The 19095-nt window shown below is 54.1% G+C and carries 12 protein-coding genes and 1 pseudogene; 6 read left to right on the top strand and 7 right to left on the bottom strand.

Going from position 1 to position 19095, the window contains the following annotated elements; all coding sequences use genetic code 11:
• Nucleotides 1-50: 50 nt before the first annotated feature.
• Nucleotides 51-320 (top strand): hypothetical protein, encoded by a 270-nt coding sequence (locus AV059_RS03925; RefSeq protein ID WP_058992503.1) that lies wholly within the window; start codon nt 51-53, stop codon nt 318-320.
• 217 nt (nt 321-537) lie between these two features.
• Here AV059_RS03925 and AV059_RS03920 read toward each other — a convergent pair whose 3' ends face one another.
• The 4 genes from AV059_RS03920 to AV059_RS03900 all read right to left on the bottom strand — a co-directional run bounded on the left by AV059_RS03920 (nt 538) and on the right by AV059_RS03900 (nt 11468).
• Entirely contained in the window at nt 538-852 is a 315-nt protein-coding gene (locus tag AV059_RS03920; protein WP_195156619.1) for a colicin immunity domain-containing protein, read from the bottom strand.
• 2 nt (nt 853-854) lie between these two features.
• Nucleotides 855-1655 (bottom strand): colicin D domain-containing protein, encoded by an 801-nt coding sequence (locus AV059_RS03915; RefSeq protein ID WP_058992499.1) that lies wholly within the window; start codon nt 1653-1655, stop codon nt 855-857.
• A gap of 353 nt (nt 1656-2008) precedes the next feature.
• Nucleotides 2009-2752 (bottom strand): hypothetical protein, encoded by a 744-nt coding sequence (locus tag AV059_RS22760; protein ID WP_228841740.1) that lies wholly within the window; start codon nt 2750-2752, stop codon nt 2009-2011.
• Between the two features lie 10 nt (nt 2753-2762).
• A complete protein-coding gene (locus AV059_RS03900) occupies nt 2763-11468 on the bottom strand; it encodes a right-handed parallel beta-helix repeat-containing protein (RefSeq protein ID WP_058992493.1) in 8706 nt (2901 codons plus the stop codon).
• 104 nt (nt 11469-11572) lie between these two features.
• Here AV059_RS03900 and AV059_RS03895 point away from each other — a divergent pair, with 104 nt between their 5' ends.
• On the top strand, nt 11573-12481 hold the full coding sequence (locus tag AV059_RS03895) for a hypothetical protein (RefSeq protein ID WP_079990724.1): 909 nt from the start codon (nt 11573-11575) through the stop codon (nt 12479-12481).
• 94 nt (nt 12482-12575) lie between these two features.
• On the opposite strand, the gene AV059_RS03890 is transcribed toward AV059_RS03895, so the two are convergent.
• The 3 genes and pseudogenes from AV059_RS03890 to AV059_RS21450 all read right to left on the bottom strand — a co-directional run bounded on the left by AV059_RS03890 (nt 12576) and on the right by AV059_RS21450 (nt 16253).
• Nucleotides 12576-13598 carry a tyrosine-type recombinase/integrase gene (locus tag AV059_RS03890; protein WP_058992491.1) on the bottom strand — a complete coding sequence of 341 codons (1023 nt, stop codon included), beginning with the start codon at nt 13596-13598 and terminating at the stop codon, nt 12576-12578.
• Between the two features lie 354 nt (nt 13599-13952).
• Nucleotides 13953-15628 (bottom strand): annotated as a pseudogene (locus AV059_RS03885) (transposase).
• A 166-nt stretch (nt 15629-15794) separates the two neighbouring features.
• Nucleotides 15795-16253: a hypothetical protein gene (locus AV059_RS21450; RefSeq protein ID WP_079990718.1), complete on the bottom strand. Its 459-nt coding sequence runs from the start codon at nt 16251-16253 to the stop codon at nt 15795-15797.
• 283 nt (nt 16254-16536) lie between these two features.
• Here AV059_RS21450 and AV059_RS03880 point away from each other — a divergent pair, with 283 nt between their 5' ends.
• The 4 genes from AV059_RS03880 (at nt 16537) to AV059_RS21880 (ending at nt 18973) form a co-directional block, all read left to right on the top strand.
• The gene (locus AV059_RS03880; RefSeq protein ID WP_058992487.1) at nt 16537-16785 is read left to right on the top strand and encodes a hypothetical protein; all 249 of its coding nucleotides are present in this window, start codon (nt 16537-16539) and stop codon (nt 16783-16785) included.
• A 139-nt stretch (nt 16786-16924) separates the two neighbouring features.
• A complete protein-coding gene (locus AV059_RS03875) occupies nt 16925-17536 on the top strand; it encodes a hypothetical protein (RefSeq protein ID WP_058992486.1) in 612 nt (203 codons plus the stop codon).
• 683 nt (nt 17537-18219) lie between these two features.
• Complete coding sequence (locus AV059_RS03865; protein WP_058992482.1) at nt 18220-18432, top strand: hypothetical protein; 213 nt, start codon at nt 18220-18222, stop codon at nt 18430-18432.
• Entirely contained in the window at nt 18422-18973 is a 552-nt protein-coding gene (locus tag AV059_RS21880; RefSeq protein WP_154020995.1) for a hypothetical protein, read from the top strand. Before AV059_RS03865 ends, AV059_RS21880 begins: the two co-directional genes overlap by 11 nt.
• Nucleotides 18974-19095: the final 122 nt, after the last annotated feature.

The following is a 19095-nucleotide window of genomic DNA, read 5'->3' as shown; positions in this document are numbered from 1 at the left end:
TGCCCCAGTCGGGTGAGGGGCGTTCCAGTGAGAGCGTCCTGAAAAGAACCATGTCAAACGAAACAGACGAAGATCAAGACACGGCTCCAGACTCAGTTGAGAAGGTCAAACGAACAGATGTCGGCTGTAGTATGGAGGCCCGGCTGAAACGAGGAACCGAAACACGGGACGAAGACAGAATGACGATTGCAGCGGAAGGTGAGACTGCTGAGGAGACGATTGCAGAGTTCTACGAGCTCTTAGAAGAGTACGAGCAGGAGATCGGTGGTCGGCTTCGGGATATTCAGCCCGAGGAAGACGACGAGGAGGCCGACGAGTAGGATTCCCGGCCTTGTTCAGATGTGGAGCAACAACCCGCTCATGTTGCCAGTGACATCCTTTACCAGCGGTAACGGCCTCTCAACACAGCCGCTTCGAACGGTTCCAGGTTCTCCCTATCATCTGGTTTATCAATTCGCTCTAATCACTCCAGCATTACAATCGCCCCGTTCCGGGTCAGTTCGAGCGTAATCGAGTTGTCATCGCTCATTTCGTCCATTATTCGGTGGACCCGCTTTCCTCCATTTCGTCCAGCAACTCCTCCAGTTCTCTCCGCGCATAGGCCGCTTCTTTGAAGAATTGCTCTTCACCGATACCGCCCCGTACCTCCTGAGGGTCTGTATGGGGACAATAACTATCACATGCAAAGAACAGCGGCTCGAGGACTTCGTATGGTTCGTCTGCAGGCACATCGTGATAATCCTGTTTGAACTCTGTCAAGTATCTATGCATAAATTCTGACGATTCCATTTTGCCATTTGTATAGGAAGTTATGAGATCCAGATATTTCTCCGCTCTCTCATTAGCGCTCATAGTCATTCACCATCAATAATCCCGGTACTTTCCATATTTTGACGTTGGTCAGCAGTCAGCTTGTATCCAGTCAAGAACTCTCCATCGTCCACGATAACGTTGTTACCGGTTCTCGAATTGTAAATGTGCGTGACTGATTGATCGCCTTCTAGTCGCTTGTACTTCCTTTCGATTACCTCGGTATCAGGGTCAAACGCGTGCTCAGCGATAGCCTCTTTGAACCGTTCTTTGTTCTCCGGGTTCTTGTTCCCGTTTACACCGAAGTCATCAGCATGCTTATACTTGCTATCGATTTGACTGTCTAGCAGATCAACCTCCCCCAGTTCGTCCATCTTTCGCAGCGTGTCTACGCCTGTAGAATCAGAGTCAGCGTACCGCTGAATGAGTTTTCGTGAGAATACATTGTCTCTGTTGATGACATTCGTGGCATCACGACCCTCGTCAGTGGCGATCTTCTTTGCGTCCCCGAGCAGATCCGCTGCTCGCTCGTCACTTATCGAGTCTCGTCGCACAGCATCCAAGAGCTTGTTATGGAACGTCGTTGCGTCGTAAGAGCTAATTGAGTCGGTTTGTTTGAGTTCATGCCAGGCCTCAGTGAAACTGTCACAGGGACTGTTACAGACCTGCTCATCAAGGAGTGAAACGCCGTCGTCACCGCCACGCGCCACCATCTCGTCGGCTGTCGACTTTTGGTTCGGATCCAGTTCGTCGTAGCGCTTGACGGCCGTCGACAGTTCGTCACTGTCGACCGCGTCGCTGTCGTAGGCCCGGGTGAACCGCCGCTGGGTCGCGGCGTCGTCCATCCGTAACAGCACGTCGGCGGCGTCTTGGTCGTCTCGGCGAGGTCGTTGAGCGCTTGGCGACCTTTCGGGCCGGTGTTCTCGAAGAGATCGGCGGCCTTCAGCGTGGTGTCGTCGATGTCCGTGTTGCCGAGGTAGTCCCTGCCACCGCTGTCGAGTCGGTCGAACTGTTCGGTGACCTGCTGACAGCGCGGCCCAGGCATGTCATCGAGTTTTGCGCTCATCCGGCCGGTCGGCACGTCGGCATTGGGTACGGGTCTGTTCGCTTCACTTGTCGTGCTTAGCTACCCTCGACGATTTTGACAATCCGTCAGGCAGGGGACCACTCAAACGAAAAGAATCGAACACGAGAGCAGTCAGTGATAGCGTTCCGTTTTCGCTAGCGAGAGACCGAGCTGGTCGGCGACTTCCTTACACTGCTGGCCTTCATGTCCACACTGTTTTGGGGGCTCGGTTACGGCGATGAAAACGCCACCCCAATCGAGTTCTTCGACGTAGTAGGCCGGTGCCGACAGGACTTGCTCGCGGCCAATCGCCTCCACTGTTTCGGCGCGGAAGACGTTGTACTCGTACAGTGGTGGCTTGGTCCTCGTGGCAAGGTCTTCGATGGTTTCGTCCTCGCCGACAGCGAGGCCACCGCGGCGGCCAAAACCCCACAGGGGCCCAAATATTTGTGCCATCTCTGCTAAGCCGCGTACATACCTCATTCGTCTATTTTTGACGGTATCTAAAGCCTCCTTTTTTGGATCTTCCAGCGAATATATCCATGTAGTTAGAGATAAGTGATGATATGGTGACGTAGCCAGCAATCCCATCCCAGAATTATCGAATCCTACTTCGATCGTATGATCAATATTTGAATGGCCAGTTGATAAAGAAACGTGACACATCGAAGCAGTAGTCATAATTTCAGCCGCCTCCTCATTGTCGGCATCAATTGTACTTCTATGATCACCATCACGGTAATGAATCTCATGATGTTTTTCGCCTTTTGACCCATCGCCTTGGTTATAAAACATACTAAATAGAGTCTCATGTGCCTGCTGAGAGGGGGGCTCCTCAAATACAAATCCGAGTTCAATACTGTCGTAATCTTTCATTTTTGATGACCTATCCAGTGATTATTTTGTCGCTTGATTCATCAACGACTTTAATATCAACATCCGCATGATTCCACTCATCCATCTCAGATATATCTTTTTCCATCTGTGTAATTTGGGACGCCACTATGTCGTCGTCGCCTATTTTGTTAGCTCGTACTTCCAAGGTATTCCCGTCAAAGGCTACGCTATCGTGCTCTTCCATCGCACTGAGCTTCTTATTGAATTGGGATCTGACTTGTTGTTCATCATATCCGAACGAGCCTTTCGATTCGACTATCTTGCCGGACTCCTTGACTTGGATGTCTAACTCTCCAACCCTTTCTTTTCCATCATAGACTTCAATATTCATCCGCTCGATATTCGCTGCACCGATTTCGTCAGCCCGGCGCACTTCGTCAAGCGCACCGCGAACGTTCCCAGAGTCACGTGCTTGGATGAAATCACTGACGGGACCGCTATTCAATCCATCGACGCCCTCGAGATTGTCTGCATGTCTGGCGAATTTTTCCACGTCGTCGGCCTCAGCGTATCCTTGATCAAGGTTTCGGGCAGCGGCGGTCCGGAACTGGTCAGCCCGGTCGATATCCAAATCAAGCACTTGATAAAGTGCGTCGTCGTCGAGTTCGTCGACGAGTTTGACGCCAGCACCGTCGGTGTCGGCGATGAGCTGCTTGGCCCGTCGTTGCTGAGTGCTGTCGAGGTTGTCGACCTTTTTGACGGCCCTGTCGATCTGGTCGAAGGAGTCGACGCTGTTGTCATCAGCCGCGCGAGCGACGCCCCGGCGGAACGACTGGTCGAGGTCGCCGGAGCCGTCAGCGAGGATGCGGACGGTTTCGCCGTCGGCTTTGGCGATGAGCTCGGCGCCGTCGTCGCCGGTTGCAGCAAGGACATCGTCGGCAGCGTCTTTGCCGCTCGCGTCGAGACTGTCGTAGCGCTTGACGGCCGTCGACAGTTCGCCACTGTCGACCTCGCCGCTGTCGTAGGCTCGAGTGAACCGCCGCTGGGTCGCGGCATCATCAATCTCCAGTAGTGCATCTGCCGCCTTCCGGTCGGTGTCGGCAAGCTTGTTCAGCGTCTTGCGTCCACTCGGCCCGGCGTTCCGGAACAGATTGGCACTCTTTGTCGCCGGTGCGTCAACATCGGTTTTGCTGAGATATCGTTTGGTTTGTGGATCAAGTTCGTCAAACTGCTCAGTAACCTGCTTGCGCTTCGGCCCGGGCATTTTGTTGAGTTTGGCGCTCAGTGTACCCGTCCGGACGTTCGTATCTGGAAGCGTACTATCGATTTTGCCTGCCTGTCGGAGCACACCGGGCCGCACTCCATTTGGAACATGGGATGGAATTGCCGAGTCGACCGCGTTAACGACACGCTGCAGTCTGCGGGAGTAGCTGACTGCTTGGACGCCGAGCGATTCACCACGAGTTAGAGCTGCCGGGAGAACGATTCCAGTCGAGTATCCAAGCGACCATGCCCCACCGAATGTATTGTAGTGTTTCTCACCTCGGTCGAACGGATTTCGGGTTTCATGTTGCTGGCGGGTCTGATCGGCCATCATTCCGGGCATTTTGGAGACAATCGCCGGGTTCGATGTGACCGTCTGTCCGAGCTGGTGCATTTGCTCGGCATACTGCAGCGGGTGAGCGACCATTTCGACTATGCCGACGACTGATTCTTTCCCAACCGTAGTGCCCGCTGAGACGTACCCCATGAAGGAGATGAATCCACGCTCTGAAGCTACAGTGGGCAGCTTTTCATACTCACGAGCGGCCTGACCGTAGGTGTCTGGGCCACTGATGGTTTGTCGTTTGCTGTTTCCGTGAATATCGGTCGTCTCGATGTCAACTGTGGTGGGTGAGAAGAATTTTCCTGTCCCTGTGATGATGGTCCCCACCGCCTCCCGGTCCACGTTGAAGGTCCGGTCAGGATATGTCCCCGCTTCTTCATTGACTTCCGTAACCTGGATCTGGCGCTTTCCGTTTTTGTAGATATTGATAGTGGTGTACCCGCTGTCATCTACAACGCTGAATGAGACGGTATAGCTGGTTCCTTGAGCGTTGTTCGTCTTTACCGAGAGCGGATAGACGACTGGCGCAGAGTGATCATGAATCGCTGGGTCAGACCCTTCCTGTAGTTCCTTCTTATCAGGGATAGTATCGCCGTCAGAATCACGCTGTCTCGGGTCAATCCCGCTCTGGTGTTCTAGCAAGTCATCTACGCCATCTTCGTCTGTATCCCTGTACAGTGGATCAGACGAGACTGTGACTTCCGTCAACTTATTAACTGAATCCCGACTCTCGTCTTTTGTTGCATTCTCATATCGCTCACCTTGGTCAGGACTTGTAGCTAAGTGTGCATTCCAACCTTCCTGTTCAGTTTTATCGGAGAGCCCGTCCCCGTCAGTGTCGACGGCGGTCGGGTCGCTATTGAGTCGATAATAGGACCGCTCATAACTACCGGACTCGTTCTCTATTGAGAGGCGAATCCAGTCTCCGATCTCCTCACCGTCCGGTACCCCATCGCCGTCAGTATCCGGGTCAGTTGGGTCCGTCCGTATTGTCTCACCAGTCCCAGTTTTGAAGCCTCGCTCGATATGATCAGGCACCCCGTCACCGTCGGTATCCTGTTGGAGGCTAAGCCCTACGCGATCGACATATATTCTGGCGAAACCGTTCGTTTCGATGGAGAGGGTGGGTGTGCCCTGGCTTGGTGTCACAGTCGTATTTGCCCAGCTAAACGCACTCTCACCGCTGGTCTCGTTCGATGCGACGACGGTGGACCCGTCTCTTGAGTTGACTTTGATAGAGGCTGTTCCGTTGTCAATCAGTGTTTGATACCTGATGGAAGCGGGGGTCCGCTGTGAGGCTAGTGAGGCAAACGAGCGCGTGATACTGCTCGTTTGGGCGTTGTAACCGAACGCACCAGGGGGGAGACAGTTCGAGTTACAGGGATTCGAAGTATCCGCGTCGCCGACGACTTGTCCAGAGTCATCGGCGTTGAGATTTCTGTTTAGTCTGGCACCGATTGGGCCACCCTCTTGACCCCACCAGTTTCCTTGCGCTTGGATTGGTGGCTCATTTGTATTTCTGATTGCCAGGCCGTTTCGCTGGAACACGGAATCGGTGATCGTTGGCTGCCCGGCTACAGTCGTCGGTCCTGGAACTGATCTGCCGCTGACGACACCGGTGGACGTATTCCGAATTGTCACGTGGCGCGCGTTTGATTCAACGATGTTCAATCCAGTACGAGCGCCATCGACTCGAACATGCTTGAGATCCCAGTCACTCCCCCCAATACCTACCTCGCCACCGCTGATATCGATGTTAGTTGCGGCGAAGTCCAACCGATCTACGTCCTCCGGCGATGAGGTTCCATCACTGATTCGTCTGAGGGCATAGTTCGTGTTATTGAACGTACTATCTCGAATCTGGAACGTGTTCTCCGACCCGGTGAGATAAATGCCACTGTCAGACGCGTTCCGGACAGCTATATTATTAGTAGTTACCCTTGAACCAGTGGACCGCAACACAACTCCATTTTGTACATCTTCAAATAGGACATTTGAAATTCGGGCGTCCGAACGAGACCCGTTCTGGCTAAGCCTGATTGCACCGCCGTTGTACTCGCTGAATTGGCTATTGCTAACGGACCATGAGGAGCCGGTTCCACGAGCAATAATACCGGCGTAGTCACCGGAAAACGTGGAATTCGAGACCGACCAGATGCCATCCCCACTTGCCGTGATACCGGTCCCATTGTGCACGGCAATTCGATGAGCCTCCCATTCATTGGAGACGTCTACCGCGGAGATTGCGGTGTTTCCTCCCGACAGTTCGACCGATTCTATTGCCCATCTGCCGAGGGAACTGTCAGCTTCTATTGGCGCGCGATTTGTAGAACTACGTATCGAAACGTTACGCAGTTCCGTCGGCCCGGACGATGCGGTTGATACGAGCCCACCCCTACTGCCAGCAATGGAAGTGCCCCGAAGACTCCACGTACCAGACTTTCTCGACGCGTCTATCCGGCCATCCACCGTTGAACCCGTAAAATTCCATTGCCCGGTGGTCATCTCTGCGGCAATGTTGTTCTGTGTGTATGTCTGACTGACATCCCAGGCTCCCCTGCTATCTGCCGCATCGATTGACGTTATCAGATTGCCGGCGAACAGATTCGCCAGAGAAACGTTCTGCAGCGACCAGCTACCATAACTGGCGGAGGCATCGAGCGCTGTATCGCTGGCGTTTGTGACTTTGACGGTCGTTAATTGCCAGTCACCACTCGAACCGGCGGCAGTTATTCCGTCGCTGTCGATACTCGCACCTTGGGCAATGCCATCAGCGTTCGCATCCACGGACACATTCGCAAGCGTCCAGTCACCGTTACTGTCGGTTGCGCCAATACCACCGTTTTCAGCTGATATGTTTGCTCTACGCAGTGACCACGTACCGGATGACTCCGACGCGAGTACTGCTGGAGTAGCGGTAAAATTCTGAACTAGTTCAACATTTTGCAGCGACCAGTCGCCGGTAGTACGGTTGGCGTTTATCGGTGCGACGTTGACCGAAATCCTCGTTGCGTTCAGAGACGTGTCTCCGAGCGAGTTCTTTGCGAACAGTCCGTATCGGTTAGCATCGATAGCGACATGATCCAAGGAAACGTTTGCCGTGGCAGAATTTAATTTGATACCGTCGTTATACTCGGATTCAATTGTCGTGTTAGAGAGCGAAAGCGAGTCAGAAATGCCACGTGCTCTAACCTGACCATTCAATTTACTGGACGAGACCGTGACCGACGAAGCAGACCTCATGTCGATACTCGGGCCCTGCGTGTTCGTAATCGTCGTCGAACGGATATTCCAGCGTCCGAATGTAAACCGTGCCGATATCCCTTCATCATAGATTCCTGTGATTGCTACGTTAGAGAGTGTGACATTGCCACTGGCTCCCTGCGCCCAGATTGCCTCGTCTTGTGGATCAATTCGTTCCCACGCCCTCACATCCGGCATATACTCCTGCGTCCCAGCGTAATCAACTACCCCGTTAATGTTGACCCTGTTGAGGACCCAGTCGCCACGTGCCCTACTGAGGTAGAGTCCGGCAGTATCGCGAACCGTAACCGACCGTAGAGATACATTTGCGCTGGAGTACGCCGCAAAGATACCCTCTTCAGCGGAGTTGGAAATGAGTGTTCGGCTTATATTCCAGTATCCCGAAGCGCCTGACATCCAGACTGCAGCTCCGGTATAGCCAGTTTTACCAGTGTCATTGATGTACACTCGGTTGAGAGTCCAGTTACCGGACGCTGCACGAGCGAGGATGCCCATGAAATCCGTCTGGTCGATCTCAACACGACTTAGATGCCAGTCGGCAGACGATTCGCTCGCGCGGATGCCCGTTTGCCCCCCAGTTGTCAAACGACCTATGTCCGGTATTGTGGTTCGTCGAATGCTCCATGATCCCGACGACCCGTCCGCATCGATACCGGTGCGGAACACATTCGAATTGGTTATCGACCAGTTGGCAGAGGAATTCTCTGCTGCGATACCGCTGATACGTGAGTTGTTTATATTCCAATTTCCGCTGCTGTTCCGTGCGTACAGACCCTGATTCGCGATAGCGCCAGGTTTGATGGCGGTAGAATCAGTTATCGACCAGTTACCCCGTGCGTTATTGGCGAAAATACGCTCGATATATGTCGAAACTACGTTCCACGACGACGAACTGTGGCTAGCGGCGAGCCGTCCGATACGAGCGTTTTCGACTGTAATCTCAGCCGTTGAACCGTTGTGTTTCAGTTTCTCAGAATTAAGGTTTCGGAGCCTGACCGACCCGTTTATCTCAGCACCGATGGTTATTGAGGAGAACCGTGTCGCGTTCGCACCGTGCCTTTCGGGCCCGCGACCGACGATCGTCAGCGGCTTATCTATAGTGAGCGAGCCCGCCTCCGTCCTGTTGATGTAGATGATATCGCCCGGCTCAGAAGCGTTGATAGCATCTTGAGTCGAATTGAAGTTCGTAGGTTCCCGTGGGTCCGCCGACTGTAGACCAGGGGTTCCGGTTGGCTGTCTGAGAGAGTGGAACCGCCCTGTCCCCCGCGGGGGCGCACTGAGAGATGCCGTCCGAATACACCCCTCGTCGGGAATTGTCTCGACAGTGGTGTTATTGACCGCCGGTTTCCTTACGTTTGCTGCGATAGTCACGTTATCTAGGGCAGCCACACTGTCGGGGTACGTGGCGTTCTCTGAGATCGTCAGATTCCCGAGTACAGTAATGGAAGCTGGAACTGAGACGTTCGCGGCAACAGTAAAATTTGATAAGACTGTTACATTTGCTCCAATCGTGACGTTCTCGCTGATATACCCGTACTCAAATGGGTTGGAGGAGTTCCCACCAATCGTTGCTCCTGAAGGAACCTCGACGCCTGCAGGGATAAAAAACGGATTAGTGGTGGGTCTTGCTGTTTCACGACTCTCAGGACATCTGTCTAGTCCACCGTCGTCAGTCTCCGTCTGGTTTCGCCGAATGAAAAAGTCAGGATTTTCGGGTTCGTAGTTACCACTGGATGGCCCAACATCGCCACGTGTCCCGAGGCTCATGTTAGCCAAATAGCTCCGGTTCGCCGGTTCGTGTCCCACCGAGGTCACCGGGCCCAGCGAACGCGGGGCTTCGACATCAGCAACACTACTTGTGATATTACTCCCGGCGGATATTTCACTCCGGTTTTCCGGTTCGTCGTAGCCCGCGTCTTCGAGGCGGACTGGATAGGCTCCAATCGGTTCCTTGTCCTGCAGTGAACCAATCCTGACCGAACCGTCCATTACCTCCACCGACCCGTTTGCATTCCAGTCCGAGAGCGAGTCAGTGCTATTGAACTCGTACGTCGAGGACGGATTGCCACCCACCCTATATCTCTCGATAGTCTCGTTTTGAACGAGTACGGTGTATGTCGAAAAGTGGGGTGTCTCGGCAGAAATTGTGTTGTTCGCTGCATCAACCGTCGAGTTCAGCGAGATGTACGTCTGGAGGGTCCGATTATAACGGGCCACTGAAAGCGCCGACTCGGTCCGATTGCCAAGTTTTGATTCGTTGTATTGGAACGTGATTGTCGCGTTCTCGAACGAGTTATTGGTGGTAATATCAACGACAGGGGCGACACGTTGTTCGTTGAGCGTGTCAGATGCCGCGATAGGATTGGTAGCCTCGCTGACCGAGATACTGGCCGCTTGGTTTCCGTTCCCTGAAACCGATATATTTAGGTCGAAAGCGTCGCTTACGGTTGCTGTCTCGAAGGTCTCGTTGCCGTCGAGGACGCCGTCACCGTCGGTGTCGTTGACAAGTGGGTCTGTCCCCAGCTTGAGTTCCTCGTCGTCGTTCAGCCCGTCGGCGTCCGTGTCAGGCAGCGTCGGGTCCGTTCCCAGCTCGATTTCTCGACTGTCGTTCAGCGAGTCGCCGTCGGTGTTGGGTCGGTCGACCAGGGTCCCGCGCTGGGCCTCCGCACCGTTGGTCAGTCCATCACCGTCGAGGTCGCCCGAAGCGTCGCTTGTGCCGTCACCGTCCGTGTCGGCATCGACCGGGTCGAACTGGTCGTTCCGGTATTCGAAGCCGTCTGAGAGCCCGTCATCGTCCGTGTCGCTCACGAACGGGTCCGTGCCGATGGCGTACTCGATGTATGTCCCCAGCGTATCCCTGTCGAAGTCCTCCATCCCGTCGATGACGTCGTTGTCCGCTTCGGTGTAGTTCGTCAGAGGGGACTCGCTATCGTTGTCGGCGGGGTTGGTCTTCGTGACGTTGCGCTCGTAGCTGTTTGGGAGCCCGTCATTGTCACGGTCGTTGTCCAGATAGTCCGGCATCCCGTCGCCGTCGCTGTCGTTTTGACCCTCAACACCGTCGGGGGTCCCGTCGCCGTCGGCGTCGGTGTCGAGCCAGTTGACCGTCTCGTCGAAGTCGACATCGTGGCTGTAATTCTGGCCGTCCAGCGCTTCGGTCCGGGTGCTGATGCCGTCGCCGTCGTCGTCGGTGTCGCGGTAGTTGGGCGTCCCGTCGCCGTCGGTGTCACCGTCGCCTTCGCGCAAGTCAGGGATGCGGTCGCCGTCGCTGTCAGCATCACGGGCGTCAATGACTCCATTGCCGTCCGTGTCAATCGGCTTTCCACCGTTGGTTTCGGTCCAATCGCCGATTCCGTCGCTGTCGGTATCGGTGTCGAATGCGTTGGTGCCGAGCGCGACCTCGACGGTGTTGTTGAGGCCGTCGCCGTCGGCGTCGGTCTCGGTTGGATTGATAGCCTGAACGTAGAGCCACTGGCCGTCGCTGACCGTGACTCGTCCGTCCCCAGTGAAGTCGAAACTCGAACTGTAGTTCTGGACGGAGGCGTTCGTGAGATGAGCAAGCAACGCCTGGCTGTCGACGACGTCGAAGCTGCCATCACCGTTGACGTCCTCGAAGCGTCCATCACCGTTCGGGTCGGTCGGGCTCGCCGAGTCAACGACCGGGTCGGGTGTCACAGCCGTGTTTCCGACGCCAGTGCCGATGCCGGTGTTACCCGCGTCCGTACCGGTGTTGCCTGCATTGCCGGCCTGTGTGAGTGCGCCGGCCGGAACCGCTGCGACGACTGGGCTGGTGACGAGCAGTACGGTCAGGATAACCGCCAACAGCGGCCGTGCCTGCTCACTTACGAGTTCGATACCCCCACGAGTACGACTGTGGCCTCTAGACATGAAGTATTCCAGCGTTAATTCAAGAAATATTTCCGGTTTATTTAATACTGTGGAAATCGGGTTCGATAATATCGATGCAACTCGCTCGTCTCATGAGGATAGTATTGGTTAGCGCTGCGCTGATTGGGAGTACTGCTGTCGTTTCTGGTGCCGGCGGGACAGAGGTTCGACTTTCGCCGGCTGCAGAGAGCATTGATCCGGGCGCAACCGTCGAGTACGAGCTGGTGGTGGGCGAGGCCAGCGGTGGTGTCGGTACGTTCAACGCGACAGTGTCGCTCAACGACAGCAGCGTCGCGACCATCGAGAGCGTCAGGTATGCCGACAGCCCAGCGTACGCCAAGCAGCCCGACGGCGGGGCGTCAGTGCAGTTGGCGGCGACGGGAATGAACACGCTCCAGAGCGGCCCGGTGGAACTCGCGACCGTCACTGTCCAAGCCGAGAATCCCGGAGCTATCGGGCTCTCCGTGAATGTTGCGGCGCTGGGTGACGAGAACGGCAGTGCCTACTCGGTCACCGGCACAGAAGGGCGCATCCTCACCGTCGAAGGGCAGACCGACGATGAGAATGAGTCGACACCAACGCCGACGGAAACAGCCACATCAACGCCAACAGACACGTCAACGCCTACGCCGACTGAGACGGAAACTCCTACTGAGGAAGACTCGTCGAGTTCCGGCGGTAGTAATGATGATGGTGATGACGATGATAGCGATTCCAGTGGCAGTGACTCTGGTGACACAGTAACAGCGACGGATACACCGACAGGAACGGAAACAACGCCGAGTGACATCCCAACAACAACGACGACCGCAGTGACTGAACGCTCGACCGAAACGGACACCGAGGAATCAACCTCGACCCAGACCAGCAGTGGTGGGCCAGCAATCACACCGTCTCAGACCGCGGCCACAGACAATGTCGAGCCGTCTGGGAGCGCACCGACGAATTTGCTTATTGCCGGGAGCATGATCGTCGCTGTTCTCGGTGGGATCATCATCTACCGTCGGTTGTAGGAGCGGTTCCAGAACACACGATACGTTCTCACCTCGCTAATTAGCCCGGTTGGGGCGTCGTCTGTCTGGTCCCTTGTGAAGAGATGTCCGCAAGCTACTCGCCGGAAATAATGTCGTTCGCTTCGTCGCGAGTCCGTTTAGCGGCCTCCTGAGCGTACCCCTCGTGCGTTGTCTCGATGGACTTGTGCCGCAGTACGTCTTGAGCCAGCTGTGGGTTCTCGCGATAGATTTCTCGACCGAGGCCACGGCGAGCGCCGTGTGGTTTCAGCGGCTCCTCGAAGTCATACTCAGACCACTCACACAGGTCTGCCAAGATGTTCCGGGCTGACTGCGTTGTGATCGACGGTGTCGGGTCTAGAGCCTTCGCAGCGTTGTCCAGCCGCGGAAACACGGCTTCGTTCTCGTCGGGCTCTCGAAGTTGTTTCCAGCGCCGGAGTGGATGAAGTGCATCGTCAAGGATGGGTGCAGACTCTCGGGTGCGATTCTTGCCGAACACCTGCATCGTGCCAGCATCAAGATTGACCTGACGCCACCGCAGACCGTTCCGTTCCTCGTCATCGGAGACGGCCACGAGTTCAGCGCTACGGGCTCCAGAGTAGGCAAGCAAGAAGACGAGTGCCTGGTCGCGATAGGCCGCCCTGCGGTCGACACCGTCGCTTTCGCCGGCGTCGTCGACACGAGCGGTCGCAGTGGCACAGATGGCTTCACGGTCGCGTGTCGTCCAGTACTGTTGGTCAGTTTCTGTCTCGTCGGTTGGAAGCGGGCCTTCGGCGTGGTTGGTTTTAGCCGGGTTCGTCGGTATCAGGCCCTCGTAGACGGCCCAGGTGAGAAATGAGCGGACGTAGGCGAAGTACCGCCGTGCTGTTTCCGGCGAGATATCGTCCCGATCGTCGGCTCGGGCTAGCTCACGAGCGTACTGCCGGCAGAGATCATCGTCAATGTCCTTGGGGTTGGTGATACCATGCTGGTCCCGACTCCATGCCGCGAACTTCCGCAGCACGCTCGCGACGTTCGTTCGGTAGCGTCCGGAGTCGATATCGACCAGTCGTTTCTCGATGGCTGTTTCGAGGGCGTCATCCCCGGGAGTAGCGTCGTACTCAGGCGGAAGCCGATCCATGCTTCCCATACAGCGGCGGTCCGGGTAAATTTGGTGGTGCTTATTTCCTTAATACAAACCTACTTCCAAAACCCGAATATCGCCGTTTCAGGCACTCTGTATCTGAATATTCGGGCTTTCTGTGTCTGATAAATTCTATGTAGCTATATCATTCTCGCTCAAGTGTTACTTGAGACTACAAGGGGTTTAGTGGGGCTGTGATGCGTGGTTTCGGCCGATTCAGTGAACGGAAACTGACCCAGATTGCTCTCCAAACTCCCAATCTTGTTGAACCACCAACCATACACGCGAATTTCGACGGGTTCCGACAGCGTAGCCACTCAAAGTCGCTCAATTACGGGGAGAGTCCCCTCTCTACCCGATTCCAGTTTCCTTCTTCAACAGCGTTAGCGTATTGTCCGCTGTCACAATTGGCGAGTGTTCATACTCACCGGTCAACTCTACCTGCACAAGCAGATCAACCGCTCGCCAAATCGAGTACAGCAGACATGCGAACGCAAGGTAGAAGAATCGAAGTCCGAAATGCTTCGATGTCGTCGCGGCCATGAATCGCTTAATCGACCTGTAGCCACTTTCAATCTCCCACCGGTACCCGTACTCAGTAAGGAAGCCACTACCGCGATTGGACATGAACACCGAGTACTGCCGGTGGTCGTCGTACTCTGAGTCCTCTTTCCGTCGGTAGATCAGCGTCGTCTCGTGCCATTCATTCTTCCCGAGATGCAGTTTCCTATCGGTCTCGTATCGATCCTGGCCGCGCTGGAGCAATCGCTTGGCCTGCGCTTTCTCGCTGGTTTGCATCCGCTTCGGGACGACGTAGGAGAGCCCGCGTTGGCTGAGCATCTCCAAAATGTGTTGGCTGTCGAACTCCCGGTCCATCAACACGTTATCGACGTGAACCATCTCCTCAGCCGAATCCAAGAGGTCCTCAACGATTTCTAAGCGGGACTCACCCTTCCGAACTGGTCGTGCGTCCAGCACAATCGGTACTGCATTGCCGACTAATTGGACGGTGGCCCACTGATAGGCGTATTCGTCGGTCTTCTCTTTCGTCCCGATTATCTCGTCCTTGTGGCCCGTTCTATCTCCCGTGAAGGGTTCCGCTTCGGTGATGTCGATGGCGACAATTCCGGCTCGGAAGAACTCCTCTGTCTCAGCGACCTCATCCAAGAGTCTACCGATGGCTTGCCGGTACATTTCTCGAACCTGTTCAACCGAGAGATCACGAATCTGATCGCGATGGGCGTGGCCCAACGGGGTCCGATCCCGGGTCGACTCATAGACGAAACTCCGGGCTCCTTCGTTCGCAGCCAACCGTTCCCGAAGTCCAAGATACGTTTGTAAGTCCCAGTAGGCGTTTTCGTGGATTTCACAACTATCACCACGATCTAACGAGAAGGCTGGAAAGACGATGTGGCTGATGTGGTCCGTAATCGATGCCGCTTCGTCGAGAATAGCTTGATCGTCTGTGTCTGAGTTGTCCGCTCCGTCATCCTGTGATGGAAAGGTCCGTTCTGGCTCGCGTGGAACAGCGACACCTACGTCCTGGGCTTTGATCAGAACCGTCCGCGCAGTTTCCTCAATTGCCTCGCGAAGATCTGCAGTGAACCGTTCGTTCCATGTACGCCATAGCGTCGACTGGTCCGGGACTGTCTCTATGCCTAGTTGCTCACGGAGTTCAGAGTGGTGAGTAAGGTACGTGAGGAGTGCCGTCTCGTGGGTCCAGCCGTGAAGTTCTTTGAGGAGAAATAATCGGAACAGTTGGCCCATCTCGTACTGGGTGGCTCCCGAATACTGTCGTGTGGTCCAAACTCGACATACGCTACTGAGTAGTGAGACACGAACTCGTCGGTGGAGTGGTGTGCCTGATGGTCGAACCATGTGGACGCAACGGTCCAGACGTCTTCTTTCAGGCCGGCGAGAGAACTCCGGTCATAGAGTGGCGTCGAACCATATGCTGACCATTCAGCGTATGGCTGCCGTGCGAGTCGTCGAAAGACAGCGCGTCGAGAATCACGACTTGCAACCACTACAAGATGCTAGTCACGACTTGCCCAAAAATTCGTCTAACTGATCAGTACAGTGACTATGACTTGCAGGCGATAACAGCTCTAATGTTGATCAGAATTGGTCGTGAACGAGACCTGCGGCCGAGCTGAAACCAGACCGTGAAAAGACGCTCTACGATCATCAGCTCTATGTAGCGCCAGCTTCCACGCTCACCAAGCGACATACTCCGCACAGCAACAGGATGACCCCCGCGAGTCCAGTCACGATACTAAGTGGCTCCACGAAGGCACACACCCTGCATGTATTTGATCCAGTGCCTATAGTGTATATACTCCCGTCTTTTTCGACGTAGGTATAGTCCATCGTGTCACCTGGATAGTCAAAATCTGGCGGTGACTGATTCACTGTGGCAATCCCATCAGCACGGAGAGCTTGGTCGAACACGTCTTGGCCCGCTGCTGAAAGGTTATTGTAACTGACTACCTTGTCATCGGGAGACACTTGCGATTCATTCGTCTCTGTGGTGTAAGCTCTGTTCGTCGGCTCCGAGGGAGCATCGATGAGCAAACCAGAGATAATAAGCAATGCTACTGCATATATAATTAGCGCCCAACCGCTGAATCGCTTTTTTGATGTTGATCCCATCTTATAGAATTACTGAAATATATAAGGAATGTTTTTTTTAGTATCCTAATTTATCAGCCGAGCAAGCACGCTCATCTTCTGTGCAAGATGTTATATCCGTTGTGTCTTCGTTAGCGTTCGTCACCGGTTCAATTGTATTCTTTGCACTCCTACTGAACGGCTGTTTCACTCTCGAATCCGCTGGTGAGAAATTGCCTCAATGTGATGAGTCGCTTCGGTCAGTACAGTAGGTGCATTTTTCAGATATGGAAGGCTTTGATGTACTGAAGAAGTGATAGTTGGTATGAGATTGATACTTTTACTGAGTGGAGTACTCCCCGGTGAGGCAAGAATTGAAATGCTAGTACTCCTCCTCATAGTGGGCACTCTCCTCATAGGAGTCCCGACAGTTGGGATGTATCGGGAAGCGAACCAGCACGACAACCACCCGTTCGCGTGGACTGGTGGAATGTTTCTGCTGGCTCTTGGTATTCCCGTATTCGGGCCAATTCTCCTCTGGCTACTGTACACAAGTATCGAGGTCAGAGGCTAAAATCCACAATCATCAATACGCACTCCGATTGAACGGCTGTTTCACTCTCGAATCCGCTGGTGAGAACTCGTCTTAATGTGATGAGTCGATTCGGTCAGTACAGAGAAAGCATTTACCAATTTAATCAGCCAATTGACGTATGCGCCGCCGTCAAGCCCTCGCACTCGTCACCGGTAGTCTCTCGTTGGTGGCAGGGTGTTCCTCCGAATCAGCGACCGATTCCACTCCGACAACCAGCAAGACGGACACAGAGATGACTCCGGAGCCGCAAATACGGGAATTACCGACGACGACACCACCTGACCCAATCGATTGCGACGATGACCCACGCCCGGTATCCCGCGCCGCTGGTGACTCGTACCCAGAACGGGCCAACGGTTTCGAACTGACGGCATCGAAGGATGTGGTCACGATAGGTGAGCGCATCACATTCACGCTCACAAACGTCGGAGACAATCCGCGGGGGGTCGGAGAAAAATACAAATACAATATTCTCCGGCAGCACGACGGGTGGGAGCCGGTCTATTTTACAACAAGCCAAGCCGGTTGGACAGACTTAGGCGTCCGCGTGTACCCCGGCGGTGGCTTTCGGTGGACCTTCACGGCCACCAGCGAAGGAATGGAACGTCGAAACGGCCACAACCCTGATTATCACGTCTGCTCGCCACTCGAACCGGGCGAGTATCGATTCGCGTTCTTCGGGTTGGGAGGTAGCACCATCTCGACGACGTTCATCGTCGAGGATGCTTGACTGACAAGAAGATACGCACTACTGAACGGCTGTTTCACTCTCGAATCCGCTGGTGAGAACTCGCCTCAATGTGATGAGTCTCTTCGGTCAGTACAGGCTGACTACCTGTCATTCGATATATGACGCAAATATTTGGCTTATGCCGATATTCGAGTGTACACTGCGCTAACGATGACGGCACCAATCATGAGCCCGCCAATCCATCGGACAACACTACCGTAGGAAAGCAGTGGCAGCGCCACAAGTGAAATGAATGCCAGTGATAGCCGGATTAATTCGGTTCCTTCGACAGCGATATACACCGTCCCAGCGATTACAAGGCCGATTCCTAGTGCAGCGAGAATAGAAGTGAATCCGAACGAATCTTGGAATGTGAGGCCGACAATAGCAAACAAGAGGCCAATAAGGACGATACTTGACTCGGGGAAACTGGGTGTGTTGCTGTTCTTTTGGAGGGCTTCCATAGAATATATTTGAAATATGAAACTACTTGAATTCTGCTTTTCAGTGCGCACGCTTACTGAACAGGTGTTTCACTCGCAAAACCAGAGGAAAGGAAGATCTGTATCAAAACAGTCTCCAGAGATTCCGAGTAGTTGTAACGGTGCAATCAGCTCTATTACTATTTTGATTTAGTGACGCAAATACCAATAGTGGTCAGCATATTTGTAGAGATACCACTGATGGAGCGAGATGATTTCGACGAGACGGCCCCTGGTGAAATCATTCCCACGACGACACCAAAGGGGACATATTCGGCCTTCCGACCTGATCCGCTTCCCCCTTCAACCGACACTGAACAGCTCATTACACCGCTGGCCGAGGCGACACAAGCACTTGGGCGACTCCACGGTATCGGCCCACGTGTCGGCTCAAGGGAGATCCATGCAAACTAGGCGGACATGTATAATAGGTATAACGGGCTGTATTGCCATATTCTCAGGCTGCCTGAGTGGATCTGAATCTTCTCCAGAAGAATCACTCCCTGGTGATTGGCACGACGAACCAGTACAAGCGAGTGGTGACCCGCTTACAATTGAAAAAGGAATTGGTGAAGATGTAGGCTACGATTCACAAAATGACGAGGTACAGATTGACGGGGTCGGCTCATTGTCAGTAGAGCAATGGCTTACAAAGGAGTGCCCACAGACCGCAGCAAAAACGGTTAACGAAATAATTGACAAAAACTTAGATGATCCATCAAATGTGAGCGTAGCTGTTGCGATGCCGAATAGTCCCGATGAAAAAAGACTGGAAGCTCAACGAGAGGCCTATTTTGACGGAGAAGGGAATATCTTGTCAGAACCCAATATTGAATTCAGCACACTTCGAGACACCGTCCCGAAAGAAATCAATTTGACCGTCCGGTTTCGTGACCACCAGCATACGTGTAATCTCAAAGTATACGTCCGGGATATATGGTTTCAAGAAAGTTGATTCTGTTGAAATACTTGAGAAGTATATATTTTGACCAGTAGCGTGACCGAATGCAGACTCTCTACAGTATGTAGGCAGAAATCGAACCATATGCATTGATCGCACCGGTCTCAACTTCCATG

It is taken from the genome of Haloarcula sp. CBA1127 (assembly GCF_001485575.1).
GTDB lineage: Archaea > Halobacteriota > Halobacteria > Halobacteriales > Haloarculaceae > Haloarcula.
Note: the sequence above shows the minus strand (reverse complement) of the source record. Positions and strands in the feature narration are given on the sequence as shown.

Coding starts and splice junctions, on each gene's coding strand:
- AV059_RS03875 (WP_058992486.1), top strand. CDS start 16,925: ATGCGCCGCCGTCAAGCCCTCGCACTCGTCACCGGTAGTCTCTCGTTG.
- AV059_RS03915 (WP_058992499.1), bottom strand. CDS start 1,655: ATGGACGACGCCGCGACCCAGCGGCGGTTCACCCGGGCCTACGACAGC.
- AV059_RS03865 (WP_058992482.1), top strand. CDS start 18,220: ATGGAGCGAGATGATTTCGACGAGACGGCCCCTGGTGAAATCATTCCC.
- AV059_RS03925 (WP_058992503.1), top strand. CDS start 51: ATGTCAAACGAAACAGACGAAGATCAAGACACGGCTCCAGACTCAGTT.
- AV059_RS03890 (WP_058992491.1), bottom strand. CDS start 13,598: ATGGATCGGCTTCCGCCTGAGTACGACGCTACTCCCGGGGATGACGCC.
- AV059_RS03920 (WP_195156619.1), bottom strand. CDS start 852: ATGAGCGCTAATGAGAGAGCGGAGAAATATCTGGATCTCATAACTTCC.
- AV059_RS03880 (WP_058992487.1), top strand. CDS start 16,537: ATGAGATTGATACTTTTACTGAGTGGAGTACTCCCCGGTGAGGCAAGA.
- AV059_RS03900 (WP_058992493.1), bottom strand. CDS start 11,468: ATGTCTAGAGGCCACAGTCGTACTCGTGGGGGTATCGAACTCGTAAGT.
- AV059_RS21450 (WP_079990718.1), bottom strand. CDS start 16,253: ATGGGATCAACATCAAAAAAGCGATTCAGCGGTTGGGCGCTAATTATA.
- AV059_RS22760 (WP_228841740.1), bottom strand. CDS start 2,752: ATGAAAGATTACGACAGTATTGAACTCGGATTTGTATTTGAGGAGCCC.
- AV059_RS21880 (WP_154020995.1), top strand. CDS start 18,422: ATGCAAACTAGGCGGACATGTATAATAGGTATAACGGGCTGTATTGCC.